The 19,973-nt window shown below is 56.8% G+C and carries 16 protein-coding genes; 1 reads left to right on the top strand and 15 read right to left on the bottom strand.

What is annotated here, in order from left to right; translation table 11 throughout:
• Positions 1-1,396 precede the first annotated feature (1,396 nt).
• The 3 genes from CKW29_RS11095 to CKW29_RS11085 all read right to left on the bottom strand — a co-directional run bounded on the left by CKW29_RS11095 (position 1,397) and on the right by CKW29_RS11085 (position 9,098).
• Positions 1,397-5,209: a hypothetical protein gene (locus tag CKW29_RS11095; protein ID WP_095148470.1), complete on the bottom strand. Its 3,813-nt coding sequence runs from the start codon at positions 5,207-5,209 to the stop codon at positions 1,397-1,399.
• Positions 5,210-5,903: 694 nt separating this feature from the next.
• Complete coding sequence (locus CKW29_RS26030; protein WP_095148469.1) at positions 5,904-8,237, bottom strand: YecA family protein; 2,334 nt, start codon at positions 8,235-8,237, stop codon at positions 5,904-5,906.
• A gap of 426 nt (positions 8,238-8,663) precedes the next feature.
• Positions 8,664-9,098, bottom strand: a complete 435-nt coding sequence (locus tag CKW29_RS11085; RefSeq protein ID WP_095148531.1) for a hypothetical protein — start codon at positions 9,096-9,098, stop codon at positions 8,664-8,666.
• 924 nt (positions 9,099-10,022) lie between these two features.
• Between CKW29_RS11085 and CKW29_RS11080 the strand changes: the two genes are divergently transcribed.
• Positions 10,023-10,307, top strand: coding sequence for a DUF3892 domain-containing protein (locus CKW29_RS11080; protein ID WP_095148468.1), 285 nt, complete (start codon positions 10,023-10,025; stop codon positions 10,305-10,307).
• Between the two features lie 169 nt (positions 10,308-10,476).
• On the opposite strand, the gene CKW29_RS11075 is transcribed toward CKW29_RS11080, so the two are convergent.
• The 12 genes from CKW29_RS11075 to CKW29_RS11015 form a co-directional block, all read right to left on the bottom strand.
• Complete coding sequence (locus tag CKW29_RS11075; protein ID WP_095148467.1) at positions 10,477-10,974, bottom strand: hypothetical protein; 498 nt, start codon at positions 10,972-10,974, stop codon at positions 10,477-10,479.
• Between the two features lie 343 nt (positions 10,975-11,317).
• Positions 11,318-11,680, bottom strand: a complete 363-nt coding sequence (locus tag CKW29_RS11070; RefSeq protein WP_095148466.1) for a hypothetical protein — start codon at positions 11,678-11,680, stop codon at positions 11,318-11,320.
• Positions 11,677-12,543, bottom strand: coding sequence for a hypothetical protein (locus CKW29_RS11065; protein WP_095148465.1), 867 nt, complete (start codon positions 12,541-12,543; stop codon positions 11,677-11,679). The genes CKW29_RS11070 and CKW29_RS11065 overlap by 4 nt, the downstream gene beginning before the upstream one ends.
• Positions 12,544-12,820: 277 nt before the next feature.
• Positions 12,821-14,626 carry a DUF927 domain-containing protein gene (locus tag CKW29_RS11055; RefSeq protein WP_095148463.1) on the bottom strand — a complete coding sequence of 602 codons (1,806 nt, stop codon included), beginning with the start codon at positions 14,624-14,626 and terminating at the stop codon, positions 12,821-12,823.
• The gene (locus tag CKW29_RS11050) at positions 14,613-15,572 is read right to left on the bottom strand and encodes a toprim domain-containing protein (protein WP_095148530.1); all 960 of its coding nucleotides are present in this window, start codon (positions 15,570-15,572) and stop codon (positions 14,613-14,615) included. Before CKW29_RS11050 ends, CKW29_RS11055 begins: the two co-directional genes overlap by 14 nt.
• Positions 15,573-15,578: 6 nt before the next feature.
• On the bottom strand, positions 15,579-15,887 hold the full coding sequence (locus tag CKW29_RS11045; protein WP_095148462.1) for a hypothetical protein: 309 nt from the start codon (positions 15,885-15,887) through the stop codon (positions 15,579-15,581).
• Entirely contained in the window at positions 15,887-16,093 is a 207-nt protein-coding gene (locus tag CKW29_RS25780) for a hypothetical protein (protein ID WP_177452427.1), read from the bottom strand. The genes CKW29_RS11045 and CKW29_RS25780 overlap by 1 nt, the downstream gene beginning before the upstream one ends.
• Before the next feature lie 302 nt (positions 16,094-16,395).
• Positions 16,396-16,872, bottom strand: coding sequence for a Rha family transcriptional regulator (locus tag CKW29_RS11035; RefSeq protein WP_095148461.1), 477 nt, complete (start codon positions 16,870-16,872; stop codon positions 16,396-16,398).
• The gene (locus tag CKW29_RS11030; protein WP_095148460.1) at positions 16,869-17,162 is read right to left on the bottom strand and encodes a helix-turn-helix domain-containing protein; all 294 of its coding nucleotides are present in this window, start codon (positions 17,160-17,162) and stop codon (positions 16,869-16,871) included. The genes CKW29_RS11035 and CKW29_RS11030 overlap by 4 nt, the downstream gene beginning before the upstream one ends.
• Positions 17,163-17,414 (bottom strand): AlpA family transcriptional regulator, encoded by a 252-nt coding sequence (locus CKW29_RS11025; protein ID WP_095148459.1) that lies wholly within the window; start codon positions 17,412-17,414, stop codon positions 17,163-17,165.
• Between the two features lie 117 nt (positions 17,415-17,531).
• Positions 17,532-18,500, bottom strand: a complete 969-nt coding sequence (locus tag CKW29_RS11020; protein WP_095148458.1) for a hypothetical protein — start codon at positions 18,498-18,500, stop codon at positions 17,532-17,534.
• Between the two features lie 168 nt (positions 18,501-18,668).
• Positions 18,669-19,880 carry an integrase arm-type DNA-binding domain-containing protein gene (locus tag CKW29_RS11015; protein WP_095148457.1) on the bottom strand — a complete coding sequence of 404 codons (1,212 nt, stop codon included), beginning with the start codon at positions 19,878-19,880 and terminating at the stop codon, positions 18,669-18,671.
• Between the last annotated feature and the right edge of the window lie 93 nt (positions 19,881-19,973).

Below are 19,973 nucleotides of genomic sequence, written 5' to 3'. Positions count from 1 at the left end.
ACCCATCCAGCAGAACCGCGATTACCCCTCGACAGACATAGTGGCAGGGGGTGTCGTTTTGAGGCATGCCCCCTCTGGGGGCGTACCACTTGTAGTGGGTCAAGGCGAAGTGGCGGAGCCTCACTTTGAGCCGGACGGTTTAAACGTGGGCAATGGTCAGCCCCCAAAACCTTGGGCTGGCAAGGAAAGCCTGGGAAACCATAGACAACAAAAAGCCCGCACCAGGCGGGCTTTTTGTGGGATTTCGGGTGGTTTAACACCACCTGAAATTAATTAATGGTGCCGAGACAGGAATCGAACAATGGTTCTGAAGGGCGTGACTTTAAAGGGTTTGCTTAGTTGTGCTGTATGAATCTACTCACAAATCTACTCCCTTTTTAAAATGTCACTCCGTTTTGATTATGCATGCAGGCGATCGAGAGAATACTGTTTTTTGCTCTGCCGATCCCCGACTGACGCAATGGGGGGGTAGGTGTCGTTTTGAGGAATGACACCCTTATCGCAATGTGATGGGACAGGCGCACGGCTTGTGGGAATGAGACTTCCGCCCTGTCGCGATTGTTAGTCATCCAATGTGTGACTGATTTCAAAAAACGGGGGAACGGGGGAACAGTGGGAACAGCCAATGTTTCCGGGGGTTTGAGCGGGGGAATTTGTACCCCAGTGTTTTGGGGGGGGAACAGTCAGAACGGCGGAAAGATCGGCTGAGAAGGCAGCTCATCAGCAAGACCAAAACACGGCGCAGTCTCCGCGTTAGGGGGAGTCGTTTTGAGGAACGACACACCCGTATATTCCCGTTGTAATTGGTCGAGGTGAAATGACAGATCACCTCCGCGTTTAAAACGCGGGAGTGAGCGCGAGCTATCACCGGAAAGCACTGGCGGCTATGCGCAGATAGCCAATGAACTATTTGAAGCCGCCGTCACAATCGTCAACATCCTAGACTCACGCTTTATCGACCATTCAGACGAGCCAAGACAATTGTGTTCATCAGGGCGGATTGCCCGCTGGTAACGAGTAATCCCCCAGTTTCGTCCTCGTCAGCTGTCAACCTTGTCAACTTACTTGACAAGGTTGACAGGCATTTTGAGCGACTGCTCAGGGTTAACAGACGACGCCGAGACGCACGCCGCACCTAGCATTGGCGGGGGTTGAACGGAAATCGGCTTCGCGTTGCACGCACCTAGGAGCTCGAAATGCAGGGTTTTCTCGTCAACCTGTCAACTAACTTTCAGACACTGTCGCTAATGCGATCACGCGAGTCTTCGCACCCGTCCCTCGACCAAACTGCCAGGGTCCCCGGCGTATTTTAGAGAGGGCTGGTCGCTGCTTGGTGTGGGCAACCAAGTGCGACCATATACCCAGCGTAGCCATCAGTCGGACCGTCAACGGTTTGTCATGCAGGGCTGGTCCCGATTTCCGCGGGTTCTGCATCGACGATGCCACGCGGTGCGGCGTTAGATCGCAGCCAAGCGTCTAGGGTGTCTACCTGCACAAAACGCGTGGGTACCTCATACGGCGGAAACCTCAACCAAAAGTGCATATCCTTCGACACATAGAGTTCCGTCAGCGAGAACGGTTTATCCGCGGGCGCTGGCCATCCCAGCAAGGTCCGCAGCATGTCTGCATTCTGGGCTAAGAAGTCGCGACGACGTTCGATTTTTCCTATTTGGCCGAGCTCACCGCCTCGCCCGAAAATCCGATCCCGCAGTCGGCGTGTATCCTTCAGGCAGAAGGCCGGTTGGTTGTACTTACACTCAGCGGTCAACCACTGGTTCTTCTCCGGTCGGTACGCCAGTACGTCGAAATCACCCACGTCCGGAAATTGCTGCTTCGGAAACCGGTGCTTGAAGTCGATGCCTTTGATAGCGTAAGGCATAGCGCGGACACAGACTTCGTGCGCGCGGTCCTCCAGGCCATCTTCCAGTTCTTTCTTGAGTTGGCCGACAGCCGCACGCACCGCCGGCCAGGGGTAGTCCGCCGGCAGATAGCCAGCCGAGATTGATCCCATCCAGATGCGTTTCGTCCGCTCCACCGCCGCCGCGCCCCATAGCACCCGACCATCAGGTAGCTCGATCAGGGGCCGGATGGTGTGACGACTGCCGCGTTTGGAGTGCTCCCAAACCGGAACATCGTCTTCAATGACATCCTTGCCGATCAGGCGCCAGGCCTGGTCTGGCGCAAGCAGGAGGAACTCGATGACCGCCAATGCGGCGTCCAGCGGCAGGCTGGGATGGGCGGCCACTGCCCGCTCGGCCACGGATTGCCTGCCGCTGATGTAGCCGCAAGCCAGTTCCTGCGCGCCACCGACTGACACCCACTGGATGAGTGTGGAGAGTACTTGCAGCAAATGTGAGTAGGTGAATCGAAGATCTTTCGCGAAGGCAGCGTCCAGCACCTCCATATATGCCTGCATCGACAGCGACGTCGTGACCTTGTCTTCCTCCGCAACGTTGAGGCCCAACCGCAGGGCTGCCATCTCCCGCCCAAACACTTCTTCTTGCGCGTCACGCGTCTCCGAGTAGAAGACTTCCGGAACGTACTGGTCGTCCAGTCGCAGGCCGCCCACGTCAATACCGTTATGCAACACATCGCTGGCACCGTACAGAACAAAGAGCCAGTCGACCATGGCCAGGATAGAAAGGACCGTCTCAGCACGTACAGGCGAAGCCTCGGGAGAGGTCAAAACCAGCGCGCTCTCCAGCAGGTACCGGTAGTTCCTGCTCTCGCGGACAAACTTTTTGTGGGTTTCGGCCAGAGACTGCTCCCGGTCGTAGTCGACCTCGTGGCGAAGACTCTGCTTGACCCGTAACTCGTCCCGGTCGTAGGAAGCGATCAAGGCGTCGTACTGCTCGATGCAATACCGCAGCAGGCTTTCACGATCCAGCGCGCGAATGCGCTGGTGTACCGCGTCCCGGTAAGCCACGCGGGCCGGGTTGATCAGCGCCTTGGCGGCCTCAAGCATGTACGTTCCCGGGTCCACTCCTTGAGCTTTCAGCAGGATGGCCAAGTCACGTCGGGCTACTTTGTAGTCCTCGAGCCTAGGTATTTGCGGCCGGGTGAAGTCCGGCACGTCCACCATACGCTGCATGTGGTTGAGGGTGAAGCGCGGCGGGCGGGCGGCTGTGTCCGCCAAGGATTCGCGTAGCAAGGTCGGCATCGGGCTGCCCAGTACCGCGAATAGGCGCTCGACGACCGCCTCTGCACAGGCGACCTCGAAACGTGCATCTTCAGCATCTTCCAGGTCTTGCACCAGTTTCGCCAGATTGACCGTGAGTCGGGCTTGGTAGCTGTACGCATCTGAGCGCGGCGTTTTCTCCCATTCCGTGATGAGGGGCATGGCCATCGCCCGCTGAGTTTCTTCATCCCCAGCGGATGCCAGCAGGTGGTTCGCACTGAAGCAATGCAGATTGACCCGCCGTAAGGGAAGCTGCAGGAACGGCGCGATAATCGACGCCCGCTCGGCGATGCTGTCAGCGGCGCAATGCACAAAAAGCTCAAGCAGCGAGCCATCCTGCGATCCCAGACCGACGGCGTCGACATCGAGGATAAAGTTCAGGGTGGTTGTCCCGATCGTCGACGACCATGCGAGTTTGGGGGCATTCTTGGCAGTGACCCATGTCAGTGCACTCACGCCCTCGCGCTCATGTGTCTCCCAAGCACTGTCCTCGTCCGGGAAGACGAGTGGCGCCTGCTTCCAAAATGCCTTGAGCTGTTCGTAACGCCAGGACGCGCCCCAATGGGGGTCCAAACCCAGAAAATTCGGGACCAGTGCGCCTTCAACGATTTGAGCATGGACGTCACGAAACGACCCGAACAGATCACTCAGGTCGCTGAACGGACTGCCACCAAACTCTCCCAGACCGTCGACGTAGTTCCAGAACCGCGCCAGTTCATCCACCGACTCAATCGAATCAAAAATCGTGCACGCATCCACTAGGCTCATTAGGCGCGCGTCGGCACTTGGCGGCTTGATTATCGAAAGCCCGGTGGAAACCAGTGTGTTCACCAGTATGATTTTCACGGTCGCGGGGCTAGGCACCGCGCCTTGCGCATCACAAAGCTGGAAACCGTCAGAGGTCCCGACGACCTGGAGGCCCCAGTCCCCGCCTCGCATGACACGGCGCATAGCGGTCACCGTCTTGCCGGCGTAGGCCAATTGGCCGGGTGGCACGGGTACCACCAGAAAGTAGTGCGGACCGTCGACAAGGACGGCCGCAATAGCAAGCGGCACTCGCTCGGAGCGCGACCGCAACTGCAGCGGACCAGTTAGGCATGAGTTGCCCTCGATCCGCTTCGCCAGGTAGGTACCCAATCGCGCCGCGACTTGGTCCGGAGCATCCTGCGCAGCCTTGGCCCAGGTTTCGATCACGACCGTTATCGCATTGCGCAGGGAAACTGCCCGGAGCGATCCGTCTATCCGTACAGCCAACCATGGCAGCACCGCGCCGGTCATCACTGCGTCGCCGAAGCCGTTCGCGTCCTTCCAAGAGGTAGGTTGTCCCAGCTCCACGACGTACTGAGCCCGAAGCTGCTTGGCCGCCGACAGTTGCGTCAAGGCCGGCATGATGACTTCCCAAAAAGACGCCGGCGGCAACTCGACGTATCCGGGAATCAATTCGTCCGATTGATCACCATCATTCCATGGTACCGCCCAAAGGAGCTCGCCCTGCAGTCGGATTGCGCCCTCCAGATCGGCCACGGCCTGGGGGTCATTCCCATGGCAGATTTGGAATGCTTCAACATGGTCGACGATGCGCTGCACAGGGCCGCCGTGCAAGATGGCAACCGGCTCCTGCCCGAGGAGGACCTTCACCTCACCCCAATCCGACTCCGGTACATAGTCCTCCAGCATGGGAAAGTCCGGCAAAGCCTCAATCAACGCGATGCAGAACCCCGAGAAGTCCTCGTAGGTGGCCATGCGGGCAGGTGAGAAACTGTCGGCCGGCGTGGACACCAGCAGGGCGAAGGCAAGTTGGTGCTTGACCTGGCTAGCGCGATTCGGCTGCCAAAGGTCCGAGATATTGACGGCCGTGAGCACGTCACCCGGATGGAACCGCGTGAGGACCTCGCGCACCCGGCCACAGGATAGCTGGAAGGCCTGTTCAAACATTTCCCGTCGTCCGTCCATAGCCCGCTGCGTCTCGACCGGTAGGTGCGGCTTTTTGGCCGGCGCGCCAAACGGCTTCTTGCGCTTCTTTTTACTCAATTGACTTCTCCTTGTGTCCCTATCTGGTCGGATGAGATCGCGGTGAAAACCGTGGTCCTGGGATTATCCCGGATACCGCTGTGTACCTTAGATATTTTCAAATCCTCGCCTATGGTTGTTTTCTGAAAGACCTTGCAGGCCCTGATCTATAAGGCTTTCAGAGGATTACCAGAATCTCCGAATCTAACTCCCGTCTACACGAGCCGTGACCAAATTGACCCCGTATCTAACGACCCAAACGGAAATCGATCAGTCTGGCCCTCCCCTGAATGGTTGTTTTCGTCATCGTGGGCAGTCAATCGGCGATACACCAACCAAGGCCACTCACCCATCAACATGGTTGGCCTGAGTCGTTGTGGTTAACAGGGCCGCAAAACCCATAGGGTGCGGGGCTTGCGGTGATCGACTAAACAACAACCAACCACCGAAAAAAGGTCATATATACCGAAGACGCTGGGCCCGAATTACCCCTAGGCCCACTCCCTCGGGAGGACCCATTGATTTTTTCTGAATGTCTGGCATGTCGCGTGAGGGCGGATGGCGTTCGAGGCTGTCTTTGCTGTTGTACATCATCTACAGCGAAAAACAGTAGCTCACGAGGGGCCACAAACGACCCAAACCTGTCTTCCGCCCCCTCTAAAGTTCGAACGTCAATTAGCCGTCGAAAGCTGACATAAAGGGCACCGGAGTGCTTTTAACGGCCGTGACACTTTTTAAATTTTGCACCACTACCGCATGGGCACTGATCATTCCGCGCCGTTTTTTTGATTCTCAAGGGAGGGATGTCGTTTTTCGGCTGTTTGAGGTTTACCGTCCGCATGGATTGAGCCATTCGCTCGGCGTCTTCATAAATATGGGCGTTTTCTTCCGTTCGCTCTGTCGGTATATGGACCTTGAAAGATTGCACCCGGTGGTAGGTTCCATCGGTACTAACCTCTGCCACGATGCCGATGATGTTAGAGGCCTTGACGGTCAACGCTGCTGCGCTGGCCTTGTCATTTACCTTGGTCCAGTTAATTTGGTGGTCGTGTAGTTGAAGCCAAACGAATATCGGTTCGCTACCTTCGGACACTAGAAAGTAACGAGCGGGATGCTGGTTCAGAGTTTGGCGAAGGTCGAACAGCATCTTGGCCAGATTATTCCGGTTTTCCCCTCCTAGATCACGGATATGGCTCTCCGCTGAAAGCCATCCGCGTGTTCGGCTGGCGTCAAGCGCTTCAAGCAGCTTCCGCACCTCCTCCGGGAACTCCTGCGTCGGAAACGGCCTGCTTTCCCAGTCTTCACTCTCGAAGCTCTTGTCGACAATGTCACTCATGCCATGCCAGATGAGCATGTTCACCTTTCCCCGCTTCAGTTGGTCGGCAATGTCCTGATCGAAACGGTTCTTCTTTAGGTACGCGCCCAGGTGGTCGAACTCATCGAAAAGATGAGCATGGCGTTTCCCCGCCACGGCCTGCCGCACCTCCATGTAGTGGGCGAACTCGCCGGGCGTGGGTAGGAAGCGCTTGAGCACGAACAGGTCGTCGATGGACAGCGAAACGAAGGCATGCTTTCCAAGTAGCGGCTCGATCTGCGGCAGTTCCTTGCAGTACGCCGAGAAAGGAGAGAACGACTCGACCGTCAGCCCAATCGGCACCATCACGCGGTAGTTGGAGCGGCGGATACGGCCACACTCTTCGTATTTGCCGTTCGCGAGGTGGTAGAGCGGCACTTCATCCGCAGAATTAAGATAGTTGAAGAAGCGCTCACATTGCTTGTAAGCCTTGAGTACCAAGTCCTGCACGGACTGGGCGTGACGGTCGAAATCAAGCGCAGGCGATGCGATGGTCGCGGCCGCGCCGGCTTTGGCTTCAACTAGGAACAGCACGTCATCGACCAGGATGAGGGTGTCGTTTTCGGACCATTTCTTGCTGGCAGGGTCTTTGTAGTAGACCTCCTGGAAAATCGCCGCGCCGGGAAGTTGGGCGGCCAGGATGTCGGCGAAGGCAGCTTCGCTCATCGTCTTCTGCCGATTTTCAAAGGTCTTCTTGTAGTCCGACTTTCGCAGAAGAAGGTTGTAGAGAAGCGCACGATACCCAGCATCGCGGGCGAAGCATGGGTCGACGGCGTAGTAGTCTGACCCTAGCTGGATTAGTGGTTTCTTTCGGGCAGGCAGTGTCCGGTAGGGTGTCCCCGCGTAATCACCCGCGGCGAAGAACTCGGTTTCTTCGCCGCGCCGGTACGCTAGGTCCGCCAGCAGCGTCGACGGCAGCTTCGTGTGAAGGCTCACGTTGGCTATGCCGCCCCGAAACATGTCTTCCACCGCCTGCCCTGCGACTTTCGTTTGTTCCACATTGCCCGCAACCCACGCCTCCATGACCTGCTCCAGAGGCTTACCTTGCGCCAAAGCGAAGTCCTGGGCCGCCTCAAACTGCTTCACCATCACCGTGATTGCGTTGGCATGCCCTGAACGCGTGGCGTTGGCCATGGCCTGGAAGCCTTCCGCGATATCGGCGGCACTAACACCGTACACTTCTTTCAGGACATCATCGTGAGGCGCCAGAACGTAGCGGTAGAACTCGCCTTCCAAGACTTGGTAGCGGTTCCCGCGTAGCATGACCCAAGTGAATTTTACGCGAAATTCAATGTCGGCAGTATCGGGACCAAAGATGCCGTCTTTGGTATCCGACGACGTGACCATGGCAAAAAACATGGCCTGCTCTCGTAATTTGTGGCTGAGTTTAAGCAGTTCGGCGCACTGGGCTTCGTCGAAAGTTACGTCCGCAGGGGCGACGTCTGATGCGAGAACCGCATGCACGTACTCCAGCAGGAACTGATTTTCGTTGATCAGATCATCCGGACCGTCCGCTTCGTGCGGTACCTGAGTGACGCTTTGGTCTGCCATCACTTTCATCATGTGTTGGGCGTAGATGTATCCGAGCAGATCATGTGGAGGCATGACGACAATCAACTCGCGCATGCGGGCGGCGGTGGCTTCCATGTCCTTTAACAAGGAAGCAGCAGCCTCTTTCCTTTTTTTCTCGTCCATAACTATTTATGCCTGAGGTTGCTGAAGCCTCGAACCATACGGAGTCGATTCCAGGCGTACTGCAAGTAATTAATAAAAAATTAAGTGAGCAGTTCTATACCCTAGCTCAAACGTCCGCGGCTAAAAGAGGATATTTGGCTGGAAAGTTCACAGACGAGCAATCACCGACAAGCAGGTACAGCCACTAGCTTGACGGTAGCCTCGAAGGCGGAGAGTGATTTTTTCTGAACGTCCGGCATGTCGTGTGAGGGCGGATGGCTGTCTTTGCTGTTTTGCATCATCTACACCAAAAGCAATAGCTCACGAGGGACCACAAACGACCCGAAAGAGCCGTTGAAATTATCCGATAGCGGCCGTTCTGATCAGATGACTGAGAAGCGCCGCACCAATCTATTTTCCGTGCTCGCCAGCGGTCGACACCGACTGTCACAGGCACGGAGAAAAGTTGCGTTTACGACTTATAGTGCTCAATCTGCGCCAGTCGACGGTGAACTCGTGCTCACCCAAATGGATGCTATGAGCTGACGGCCCGGCGATTATTGCGTCCGCTGGCGCAGTGGTTTCCATGATCACTCCGCCTTTACCCATAGAGTTCAACCCTCTAGCGAACATTTGGGCTATCTGCTCTTTATCGCTCCATGCGGTTCCAATCCTTCCGCGTTCGAGTCGATCGATATTTTCTCCACGATAGAGCAGCAGGTCGGGCCCCTTATAACGAGGCAACCACGTCCAGAGCATGTCCATCAACAACTCGTCGTCGTCGACAAGCTCTCGGATGTAATGGTGGGAGACATGCCAATTGGTGTGAAAGCGATCGGCAATGGCACCGTCCCTGGGAGCACACGCGGTCAGCTCCCTCATGAGCGTGCCCCATTCTTCCCTATGCCTATCGACGTTCGGCCCCTTCAGGAGTGGCCCGTATTCTTTGCCATTGAGGATATGGCTGAGGAGGGGCGGGTAACCCGCTAGCACAAGGTCATTCGCTAACAAACCGGCTCCTGAGATTTTCATAATTTTTGGGGGGGCATAACGGAGAGACCTGCAGTCTGCGCAGGAGCTCGCAGGTTTATCTTCTGATTGTCAACGATCTAGGCGAAAGTGTCGAACGGCTGAAACTGGCCGATTGCCGTCGGTCATGATGTGGTTTTTGGTCGCGTCCAGCAGAAGCTAGGTCTGTCGATGAAACCTGACACTCAGCGATAGTCGCTTTTAAATCCTCTCTTATGGTTGTTTCTTGAAATGCTGTGCAGGCCTTGTTCTGTAAGGCCTCCAGAGGACTACCAGAATCTCCGGATCTAACACCGGTCAACCTGAGCCGTGACTGCAAAGCCCTGCTGTCTGCATCGTGGGTAAGCTTCGCCTGGATGCTAAAAATGGTCTCAGCTGCCATTTTTAATCCTCGACTATGGTTGATTCGTGAAGTGTCTTACAGCCGTTATGGGGCGTGGCCTCCAGCGCATTACCAGAATTTTTGCTTCTACCCCCCTTCAACCTGTGAATCAGGGCAAAACCTTTACCGTCTGAAACCACCCCCCAAAGCCGCAGGTGGTGACAGGCAGAAATCGGCTGTCATTCCGTGTGCCTACCAAAACTAAGGGCGATTCAGCGTGATGGGCATGCTGGTGTACATCGCTGCAGCGATGAGGGAGCAGGTGTTGGAGGTCAAGAAATGCCTTATAGGTCCCGAAAAACTAAAGGAGTATTGACCAGGGCATCATTAAGCCAGTACAAGAATTAGTGTAGTCAGATTGCTTAGTAAATTTTAACCGTGAAAAGGAAATCAAAATGGCCGACGCTCAAGTAACGTGCATTACTAAACCGAATGTAAACAGCTCCCATGAACACATCACTCATCTTGGCAACCCAACAAATCAATGGCGTTGGACTCGCGAGCAAGTGATTGCCAGCATTGATGCTGGAACGAATACTTTTTATGTGATCGATCCGGCAAGTGGTGCCCGTGCAAATATTGGAGTTGTACGCGAATCTGGTCGTGCGCCTTATTTGCGTACATATGCAGATGGGCAATGGAATAATAACTTGTTGTCGCTCAATCAGTGCCCTATCTGATTAAGCACTGAATACCCACTAATTTTATAGACATGTCTGAGTGACAGCTTTTGGCCGATCAACCCGCCATGACAGGCGGGAATCGGCCAATTGCAGTCGCTGACGAACGTTAACCTAAAGGGACGGCTTCGCCCTCTTAAGGAGGCGAAGCGAATGGCTTTAACCACAATCATGCGCTTCCGAATAGTTGGCTGTATAACTCATGTATAGTTTTCAACTCAACAAAACTACCTTTGTTCAACATGCGGATATTTGGCCTTTCTGACTTTAACCCGGTAGCATCACCTTTTGTATGCTTGGCGGTTTTTAGATTTTCTAGACTAGCTAGTGGCTGGCCTGGGCTAGCGCCAAAATAATAGTATGGCCCGAGATCAAGTGTTTCTTTATTGAAGTAAACTAAAACTACGCAGCCAGATGGTTTCTTTGCCAGCGAAATATGGATTTTATGTGTTGCCGTAGTCGACCCTATAAATGTGGCTTTGAGTTGAATGTGTCTAATAATGCCATTTGCTTCGGCAATAATATCGTAGCCAGATCTGTCGACCTCGGGTTTAGATATTTCGAGACTCAAATTTTTGGTTTTCCATGAAAATTTCAATAACTCACCAATGAGCAAATGCTCGATTAGCTTTTCACGATATGAAGAGTGCAGCGAGTGTTCAGTCATTTAGGGGGTGCCTACGATCGAATAGGGCCTAATGGTTGAGCTAGGGGTCCGGCTTCGTCAATAGCAGCCCTGTGTGAGGGGCAGCTTTGGGTCGTTACGCGCCTCTCAGTTTTGATGTCGGGTCGCTCATGCCCACTGCAAAGGCTTGGTCAGGTCTATGCAAGCGCATGGTCAAGTGTGCTTCAATTTGAACAGGTGGCCGATTCAGCGGAAGAGCATCATCAGATTTACACCGCCGATGAAAGCCAACTGAGTGATACGCAGGTATTGTTAGTTTGTGCATATGAAAAAGGCCGCCAGGGGTGAGCCCAGCGGCCTACGGTCACCTCAAAGCCAGGGGGGATTAATCCGGCGCTGTCGCGTACTTGGCGGCCAGTTCCAAGGTCACCACATCATCCATCACCGAGCGCTCGAAAACCTCCATCTGAGCAGCCTCGACATCCTTCTCGCTGATCTGGCGTAGCAGTGCATACACTCGGCCAGGGTAATGCGTGGTCAGCACCTGCGCCGCCCATTGCGCCTTTTTCTCGGTGGAAAACGGACGAACAATACTCCGCTCACCGCCTGACTTAACCGCCTCCCAGCAGACCGCTGACCAGAACACGACCTTCTTGCCCACGGTTTCAAAATTGCGGCACAACGGTCGTTCGACGGCATTGGCGACCCACGTCCGGTACGGACTCACCTTCTCTACGGCCGGCTTCATCCGTGCAGCACCCGCGAATCATCGAGCAGGCTGCCATAATGAATTGAGATCCAACGGTCGGCCATGTTGGGGATTTTCAGAGCGCGTAACGCATCGCCACCGCCGAGGTTCACCAGTTGGCGGCCAATGGTGACCAGTGCCAGCGTCTGTTGATCCCAGGCATCCTCCAGCTTCGCGATCTGCGACGTCAGGACTTTTTCCCGGGCGATGCCTTGCTCCTCCTGCGCACTCGCAATCTGCGCGTTGATCGCTTCGGCTTCGGCTCGCAAGGCGTTCAGCAGGGGCTCATCATTCTCCTTGGCCTGATGTGCACGCTGGCGGTCTGCTGTCGCTTCCTGAGTCGCTTTCTCCGCAGCGCTATTGCCTTGAGCATTACCCGTGGCCGTTGCTCGGGCACGTGCCTGCACAGCCAGTTGCAGCGCCGCGTCAGCACTTTTTGCGGCGTTTTCGTGCTTGGCTTCAATGTCAGTGATGGAACTCTGCACACGCTCTGCCCCCTCCCGGAGTCGGGCAATCTCTGCCGTCAGTTCCTGGTCCCGTTTGCCGCCAGCCGCAATTTGCTTGTCGGCATTGAGCAGCGTGGACAGGCGATGGATTTCTTTATCCAGGTACACCAGTTGTGTGCCGAGACTCGAGACGGTTTGTTCCAGGGGGAAGACTTCATTCTGTAACTGAGTCCGTTTCTGCCACTGGTCGTAAGTGCAGTCTTCATAGCGCAACGGGATGTTATCGAGTGTCTCCCGCAACGGCTCGATCTGCGCCTTGAGCACTTTCCGCTCACGCTCCATCTTCACTTTGCGGCTCTCCAGTTCCTTCAGCAATTTGGCGTTGTCCGGCTTTGTGGCTTGAGTGTTTTCAATCATGGGTGGTTCTCCAAATAATAATGAGGTGAGGTGGATCGACGGCTGGCCACGCCCTATGTGCCGAGCACCTCCCACTGAACCAGGTCCCGCGACAACGGCAGCCAGACAAGGCCAAGGCAGGGTCGTTTATTGAAAAACAGGTGTGTGTTCCCCCTGTTCCCCAACATCTCTATAAGGGGGAACGGCCTAAAGCCCCGGAAACATTGGCTGTTCCCACTGTTCCCCGCGTTCCCCACAAAACTAGGTTCCTGTGAAGTTGGCGATTGGTGTTGGCTGGTCATACGCTGGCGGCCTCCATGTCCATGGCTTCGGTATCGACGACATACAGGCGTGCAGACCCACCACCGGGCAGGCGATATTTCTTGGTCTTGCGGCTCTCTCTATCGGTGTCGCGCTTGGCGAACGCACCCGCGCCGTCCAGCGCCTTGACCACACGACTTAAGCCGTAGCCGTTGGCTGCCTCGACCAGTGCCGACTTGTTAAACAGGTACAGGCGTTTTCCCATGGATAACTCCCAGTACCCGGCCCGGTTGAACACCTTGGTGTCTGGTGTGTGGTCATCCACATCGGAGAAGCGACTGCTGCCGTGCTTGTCGATAAAGTCGAGGATGCCGGCGAGGATCTGCCGGTCTTCGGCATTGCCGCCGCCGACCCGGGCCAGCCACTCGCCATACAGCAACTGGCAGTCGGTCAGGGCGTTACCCGGTGCCCAGGGCAGCAGGCCATAGGCGATCGCCATTTCCCCGGCCAGGGCAATCACAGCGAAGCGGTCGGCCACTCGGCCGGCTTGCGCGTTGTCCTCAACGAACTTGGCGCGCACGTTGGCGAAGTCTTCCAGTAGGCCGACGCGGTCGTCGCTGGCGAGCAACTGCTCGACAAAGGCGGACCCCAGGTGGCCATGGTGGGCACTCACGGCCACGGTGAGCAGGCGGTGGAAGTCGGCCCCCTCCAGGCCGTGCAGCTCATCAAAGGCCCGGTGTGTGCGCGTACCGGCATTCACGTCGACCATGCGCAGCTCGGCCCCCGCGTGGGCGGCATTGCCGGAAATGGCGGCGTGTTCGGACAAGGAGCGTTCGCCGCTAGACAGGGTGAGCAGGCGCCAGCTTAGTTTGGCCCGACCTTCGCGCTCGCGGGTCATGGTGCCCTTGCCTTGGCCGTTGGCCAGCGAGTAGGCCATCTCCTGGACACGCTTCGGATCGGCGCGCTTGATTTCGTCCAGTGGCAACAGGGTGTCATTGCGTCCGGCAGCCTCGATCTCCAAGCCACCCTTGGTCATGTCCCAGCTGGCGGCGAACACGCCGGGGTCACCCCACACCGACGAGCCAATCAACTGCGCCAACGACTTGCCGCTGGAACTGTCGCCCACCAGGTGCACGCCACCGCCCAGCACGCCAACCAAACTCAGCAATGGCCCAGCCAGCGCGCAGCCGATAGCCAGGGTCAGCACCGGGTTGCCCGCGCACTTGGCGGCGACTTCGGTTTGCCAAAGCGCCAGCTCGCCACGCACGCTGAACAGGTTCTGGCCTTTGCCGCTGGCCTGATAACGCACCTGGTCGCTGCCGAGGGTGCGGCCAGGCAAGACAAAGGCGCCTGACTCATGCCAACCCGGACGGCCCGTGGTGGCGAACACCTCATCGGGGCGCTGGTCCAGCAGGTACTCCATAAAGGCGGCCCGTTTCTTCAGCGCGATGATGACGCCCATGCCGAACAGCTGGCGACGGGCATCCTCGCCACTGCCGCCGAACACCTCCATGGGAATGATCCATTCCTTGATACCGCTGTCGGTGAACAGGCGCAGCAAACGCCCCTCGCTGCCGTCATCGCTATTGGTGGTCCGGGCTGTCACGGTCACCGGGCTGGCGATCCATTCATCGATGATCGGGCGGTCGTTGGTGTCGTTGTCGGCGTCGTCCTCATCTTGGCCGGCTGCTCGCTTGAACCCGTGGCGGTATACACCCGGGCGCAGCTTGCGACCCTTCTCATTAGTCACCCAATGCTCGTACACCGCCCAGCAGGGGCGCTCAGGCGCAATGGTCGGCGCATCTGGCCGAAGGCTGATGACGTTGCTGTCAGGCTGGGGCATTGGCGAGTTTCCAGTTGGCGAGGTCGTTGAAGTCGGTGAGGTCTGCGGGGGCGCCTTCCGGCCACTGTGGGAACGCCACTTGGCCACCCACGAGCGCGGCGACGGCATTGGCGGCCGTGCGTCCCGGATTACCGTCGGTGAGCCGGTCGTCGTCGCCGGCGATGATGATGTTCAGGTCTGGGTATCGGGCGCGTAGCGCCAGTGCCACGGCCTTGAGGTTCCCGCTGTTCATGGCGCAGGCGACGGCGTAGCCGTGTTGGTGCAGCGTGGCGCCCGTGGCCCAACCCTCACAGATGCACAGCGGTTGACCCGGCACGATGACGCCCAGGGGCGAATAGCTTCCCTTGACCCGGCCACCCGCCAGAAAGCGCTTGCTGCCGTCGCTGGCAATGCGTTGCAGGTTGACCAAATCGCCCGCCACATACAGCGGCACCAGCAATGCATCACCACACTGGCGCAGGCCATACGGACTGACGCCCTTGGCGATGAGGTACGGGTGAGCTGGATCAGCACGGCGGGCATCGCGCCACCAGCGCTGAGCACGGGTCGCGGCCTTGAGCTGACGCTGTTGTTGCTCGGCTTCGCGCTGGCGCTTGGCCTGCTCGATGCGCTGGCGCACCTGCTCGGCTTCGCGCAGATCGGCAGGTTCACGGCTGCACCAGGTGCTGGTGCCGCCCGTTTTCCAACTGCCAAACGCGCCCGAAGCGATGCCATCGACGAACAGGATGTACCAGCCGTTGTGGCTGCCGGGCTTGTCGCCGGGAACGTGGAAGCGATGAATCAGACCGTCATCCACGGGCAGCCAGTCGAGAGGCCCATAGAGCGCCTGAAGCGCTTCACGGAACAGGATCGGCGCGGCCTGTTGATGGCTGACATAAGACGGCCCGGTGACTTTTTCCAGGCAAGCCGAGGGCGCCACCGCCAGTTGGCAGTGTTGAAAATTCATCATGAGTTAGGCCCTCAGATCAGGGTTGCAGCGAAACATCTGCTGGCTTGCTTCACCGCGCACATAGGCACGCCCGAACAACGCCTTGTTGGTGTAGGAGCAATCAGTTAACCAACGGTCATGATCTGGGGCAGACCCGACGGCTTGTTCTTTCACCCAATGAGGCAGCTCACCACGGCAGCGCATTTCGTTGAGCATCGTCCACCAGTGGGAGGCGTGATTGCGCTCGACTTCAATGAGGTCGATCAGCGTGCGGCGTTGATCGCTGTTCAGGTCGACAATCGAGTTATCAGGCGTGCAGTTGAGGGTGTTCATTAAGCCCCCTCGACGGTCAGCGAAGTGGCGAGTGCAGCGCGGTCGGTACTGGTCAGGACGCCAAGGGTATTGGCCATCTGCACCAGGCCAAGAAGGTGGGCACGTTGCTCAGGCAAGCGGTTGACGCGATAGGCGATCAGTTCGGCGCCGATGATGGCGATAGCCAGGCTGTTGCTGGACGGACTGAGGGCGTGGATATGCTGCATGGGTGTAGCTCCTGTAAGTGAGGAGCTGCCACTGATCGTCGCCAAACGAAATTGGGTGGCAGCTGTGCGCAGGTTGGCGAACCGGGCATACAGGACCCCGGCAGACCCGAAGGTCTCCCACGCACAGCCACCATAAAGCTGGAATGCGGACACAAAAAAAGCACCGACATTCAAGATGGGGGCGCTTGGTGTGCGCCTGTATGTACTCGGGTCGCCAAACCCGATCGCTGAATTTGCAGCGACTGACAAACCATAACGCTTACGGGATTGCATGGCAAGTGGAAGAAATGATTGAGCGGTACTCATGGGCGCACATCCTCCGGGCCGAGGGTGAGCTGCAGTTGTTCCCGCAAGTGGGCAACATGCTGATAGGCCCCTGGCTTTTCATAGCGCCAGTGAGCCAACCGGCGACCGCTCTGGCTTGCTTCCTGTTTGCGAGCCTCCAGCGCCTGGCAGGCCGTGCCGTAGCGTGCTTCGCGAAACGCCATGACCAGGCTCGACTTCAGTTCCACAACACGCTCGGTGTTACGTGACAAGGCGAGCAGAAAGTACGCCTGATCCTCGTTGAGCAGGGCGTACCGCTGATGCTTTGCACCGCGAGCGCCCGGCTTTTTCACTGCCTCCGTTTGAAACGGAAGATCCCCAAATTGCAGGACCTTGCTGGCATAGCGCTCGATCAGCTCCATCGTGTTCTTGTGTTGATTGCCCAGCCGCTCGGCAAGCACACGACTGTCGGCACGAGCCTCGCCTTGAGATTGGATCAGGGTAATTGCGCTCATGCTGCCACCTTCTGCGGTGGCTCGCCGATAAGGGCGTACAGCGCGATATTGCCGTGAACGCGACCATACTCGTCAGTGATCGTGATGCGCTGGGTGTGGAATGTGTAACCTTGGTTTTTCAGCTCCTTGATGCGTGCGGCAGGCATCAGAATGTTGAGGTCGCGGCGGGCAGTGAGGGTGTCGATTGGGCCACTGTTGCGCATCCAGTCGAGCAACCAGCGCCGCTGAGCCGAGCCGTTGTTATCAATGAGCTGTGCGTTGTTCTGGTTGGACTTTTCTGTATCGGACATTTAGGCGGCCTCACCACGGCTTTCGGCGATGCGCTCATCACACCAGGCCAGAACCTCGGCCTCAATCCAAACGACACACTTGGGGCCGAGGGTGACTTGTTTGGGGAAAGTTCCTGCTGCCATTCGGCGATAGATCTCGCTCTGACTAATGCCCGTCACGGTTTTAACTTCGGAAACTTTGATGAAGCGGATCGTTGGCTTAGCGCTGGGGATAAGTACGGCTTGATTTGTAACGGTAATGTTGCGTGCCATCGTCCGTGCCTCCTGGGGCGTTGTGGGAAACGATGGAGACAATGCTGGCAGCGTAAAGCAGCACTTAAAATCGCTAGACGGGAGCCGAATAATTGAATATCCGGCCGGGGGTATGATTTATTTTTTTAGGTTGTTCTTTGATGGTCGCCCTTTTCTCTTTGCCGAGGGTGGCGCGGCATCAGCTGTCAGCCATCGCGCAAGAACGGTGTCGGTGTCAGGTAGGCTTTTCCCGTGCTCTACTTCTGTTAAACGCCTTACTAGTGTTGTCATTTCCATTGTTCGATAGTTGACAAAGTCGGGATGTGCCCACATCGCCTTAGCCAAATCGCTTACGACTTTTCTTGTTGTACCTTTAGCTTGGTTTCGGATCTCCACATTCGAAAGACGCAGACGTTCAGCCTGCTGTATTGCGGGTTGCTGAGAGGTGGCGGGAGAGGCTTTGTCAGCGCGCGCCTTTCTCAGCTGATCGTTCTCCAGCGTAAGGGTTTTAACCATTCTGGATAGCGTGACACTCTCGTCAGTCGCCGCCATTTTTTCCGCTACAGCAACAGCCAGAAGTCCTTGCAGGCGCTCTATCTCAGCATCTCGTTGATCGTCTGGCCCAATCATCAGGTTTCGCGCTAAGCGAACATTTAGCTTGCGCAGTTCGGCGCGAGCAACCTCCGGAGTTTGATTCTCAAGCGGTGGCAATATTGGAGTTACTGTTCCGCCTTTGGAGGCGAAAGACCGAAGTTCGATCTCTCGCATGACTTCGGGTTGGCGAGCGGCTTGTGCGCGCTGGTCAAGTAGCCATTCCCGATTAACCTTTACATGCTCAGATGCAAGAACGCCTGACTCGACCTCGATGATCACCGAAGCGTACTTACGCACGGCAATGTCCAGGTAAGCGCCAAGTTGTCCGTATGTGATGGCGAAGCCTGAAATGCTTTTCCCGTGCTTAATACCGGTAACGATGCCCTGGTTGAACTCTGTGCATGGATCAAATGAGTTAATGGCCTTGGCAATGGCCTCTAACACTTCCGGAGATTCGCGCTTGAGTAAGGCTATCGCGCCTTCAAGCGATACGTACTGTTCAGGTGAAGGCATTCGCTTGCCCCAGGCTACCGTTATGGATGGATATGCCTTCTGGGCGAATCGGATATTCGCTTTCTACCCAGTCAGGCAAGGTTGGCCGAAACTCAATAACTGTATAAAAACACAGTTATCGCCGTAGTATAACGGCCATTGACGGTTGCGTGTGGGTGTTTGTGGGAATCATCGTGCTCGTTGTTTGATGCTCACCACATTAGCGTCAGTGCACAATGCATCTATCGAGTCAGCCCAGGCTTGCATCATCCCGCGGCGCTGCTCCAGGTAGTTAGCATGGTTGTACGTGTCGCGGATGCCGTCAGAGTCACCGTGAGCAAGTTGGCGCTCGATCCAGTCCTTGTTGTATCCGCGCCCGTTCAGCTCGGTGGATAGCAGATGGCGAAAACCGTGGCCGGTCTGGCGGTTCTCATAACCCATCAGGCGTAACGCTTTGTTGATGGTGTTCTCGCTCATCGGGCGGTCGGGGTTTTGTTGACCGGCAAACACCAGCGGGTACTTACCAGTAATCGGCTGGAGCTGGCGTAGGATCTCGACAGCCTGACTTGGTAGCGGTACCGCGTGCGGACGACGGGCCTTCATCCGTTCCTTGGGGATTGTCCAGGTCGCGGCGTCCAGGTCGAACTCTGCCCACGGCGCGGTTCGCAGCTCACCAGGTCGAACGGCGGTCAGCACCAGTAGGCGAATGGCGCAACGAGTCAGGATGTTGATGTTGGCGCTGTCGCACTTGGCCAGCAGCTCGGGTAGTTCGGATAGAGGAACGTGTGGATGATGGCGGGGCGCTTTCGTCGGCGCGGCCACTACGTTTAGATCTGTGGCCGGGTTTACGTCCAGCGCCCCCTTGGCCAAACCATAACGGAATATTTGGTGCAGCCATTGACGGATCTTGCCGGCGGCGTTCAGTGTCCCCCTCGCCTCGACCTTGCGTACCAGTTCCACCAGATCTGGGCGGGTGATGCCTTTCAGCGGGCGAGAGCCGATACCGGGAATCACGTCATTCTCAAGGTAAAGCTTGGCCTTGTAAGTGGTGCTCTCTGCCCAACGGGGTGCGTTGTAGGCAAACCACTCCCGTGCCAGCGACTCAAAAGTCAGCCCTTCCACCTTCTGAGCCTGTTTGGCGGCTTTCTTGTATTCGGCAGGGTCTCTGCCCTCAGTCAGCAGAGTGCGTGCTTCGTCGCGCTTCTGGCGAGCTTTCAGCAGAGTGATAGCCGGGTATGTGCCAAGCGCCAGCATCTTCGCGTTGCCGTTGAAGCGATATCGATACCGCCAAAGCTTTGAGCCGGATGGGGTGACTTCCAGGCACAGGCCATTGGCGTCGGTCAGCCGGTAAAGCTTGTCCTTCGGTTTTGCAGTGCGGATGGTGGTATCTGAGAGTGGCACGCAGTCTCCTTGTAGGCCGCGCCAAGTGGGCATATTGCGGGCAAGATGTGAGTAGATTTCTAGACCAAACTGAATCTACTCACCAATCTACTC

The sequence above is a fragment of the Pseudomonas sp. Irchel s3a18 genome (genome assembly GCF_900187535.1).
Lineage (GTDB): Bacteria > Pseudomonadota > Gammaproteobacteria > Pseudomonadales > Pseudomonadaceae > Aquipseudomonas.
This window is presented reverse-complemented; position numbering and strand designations above follow the sequence as displayed.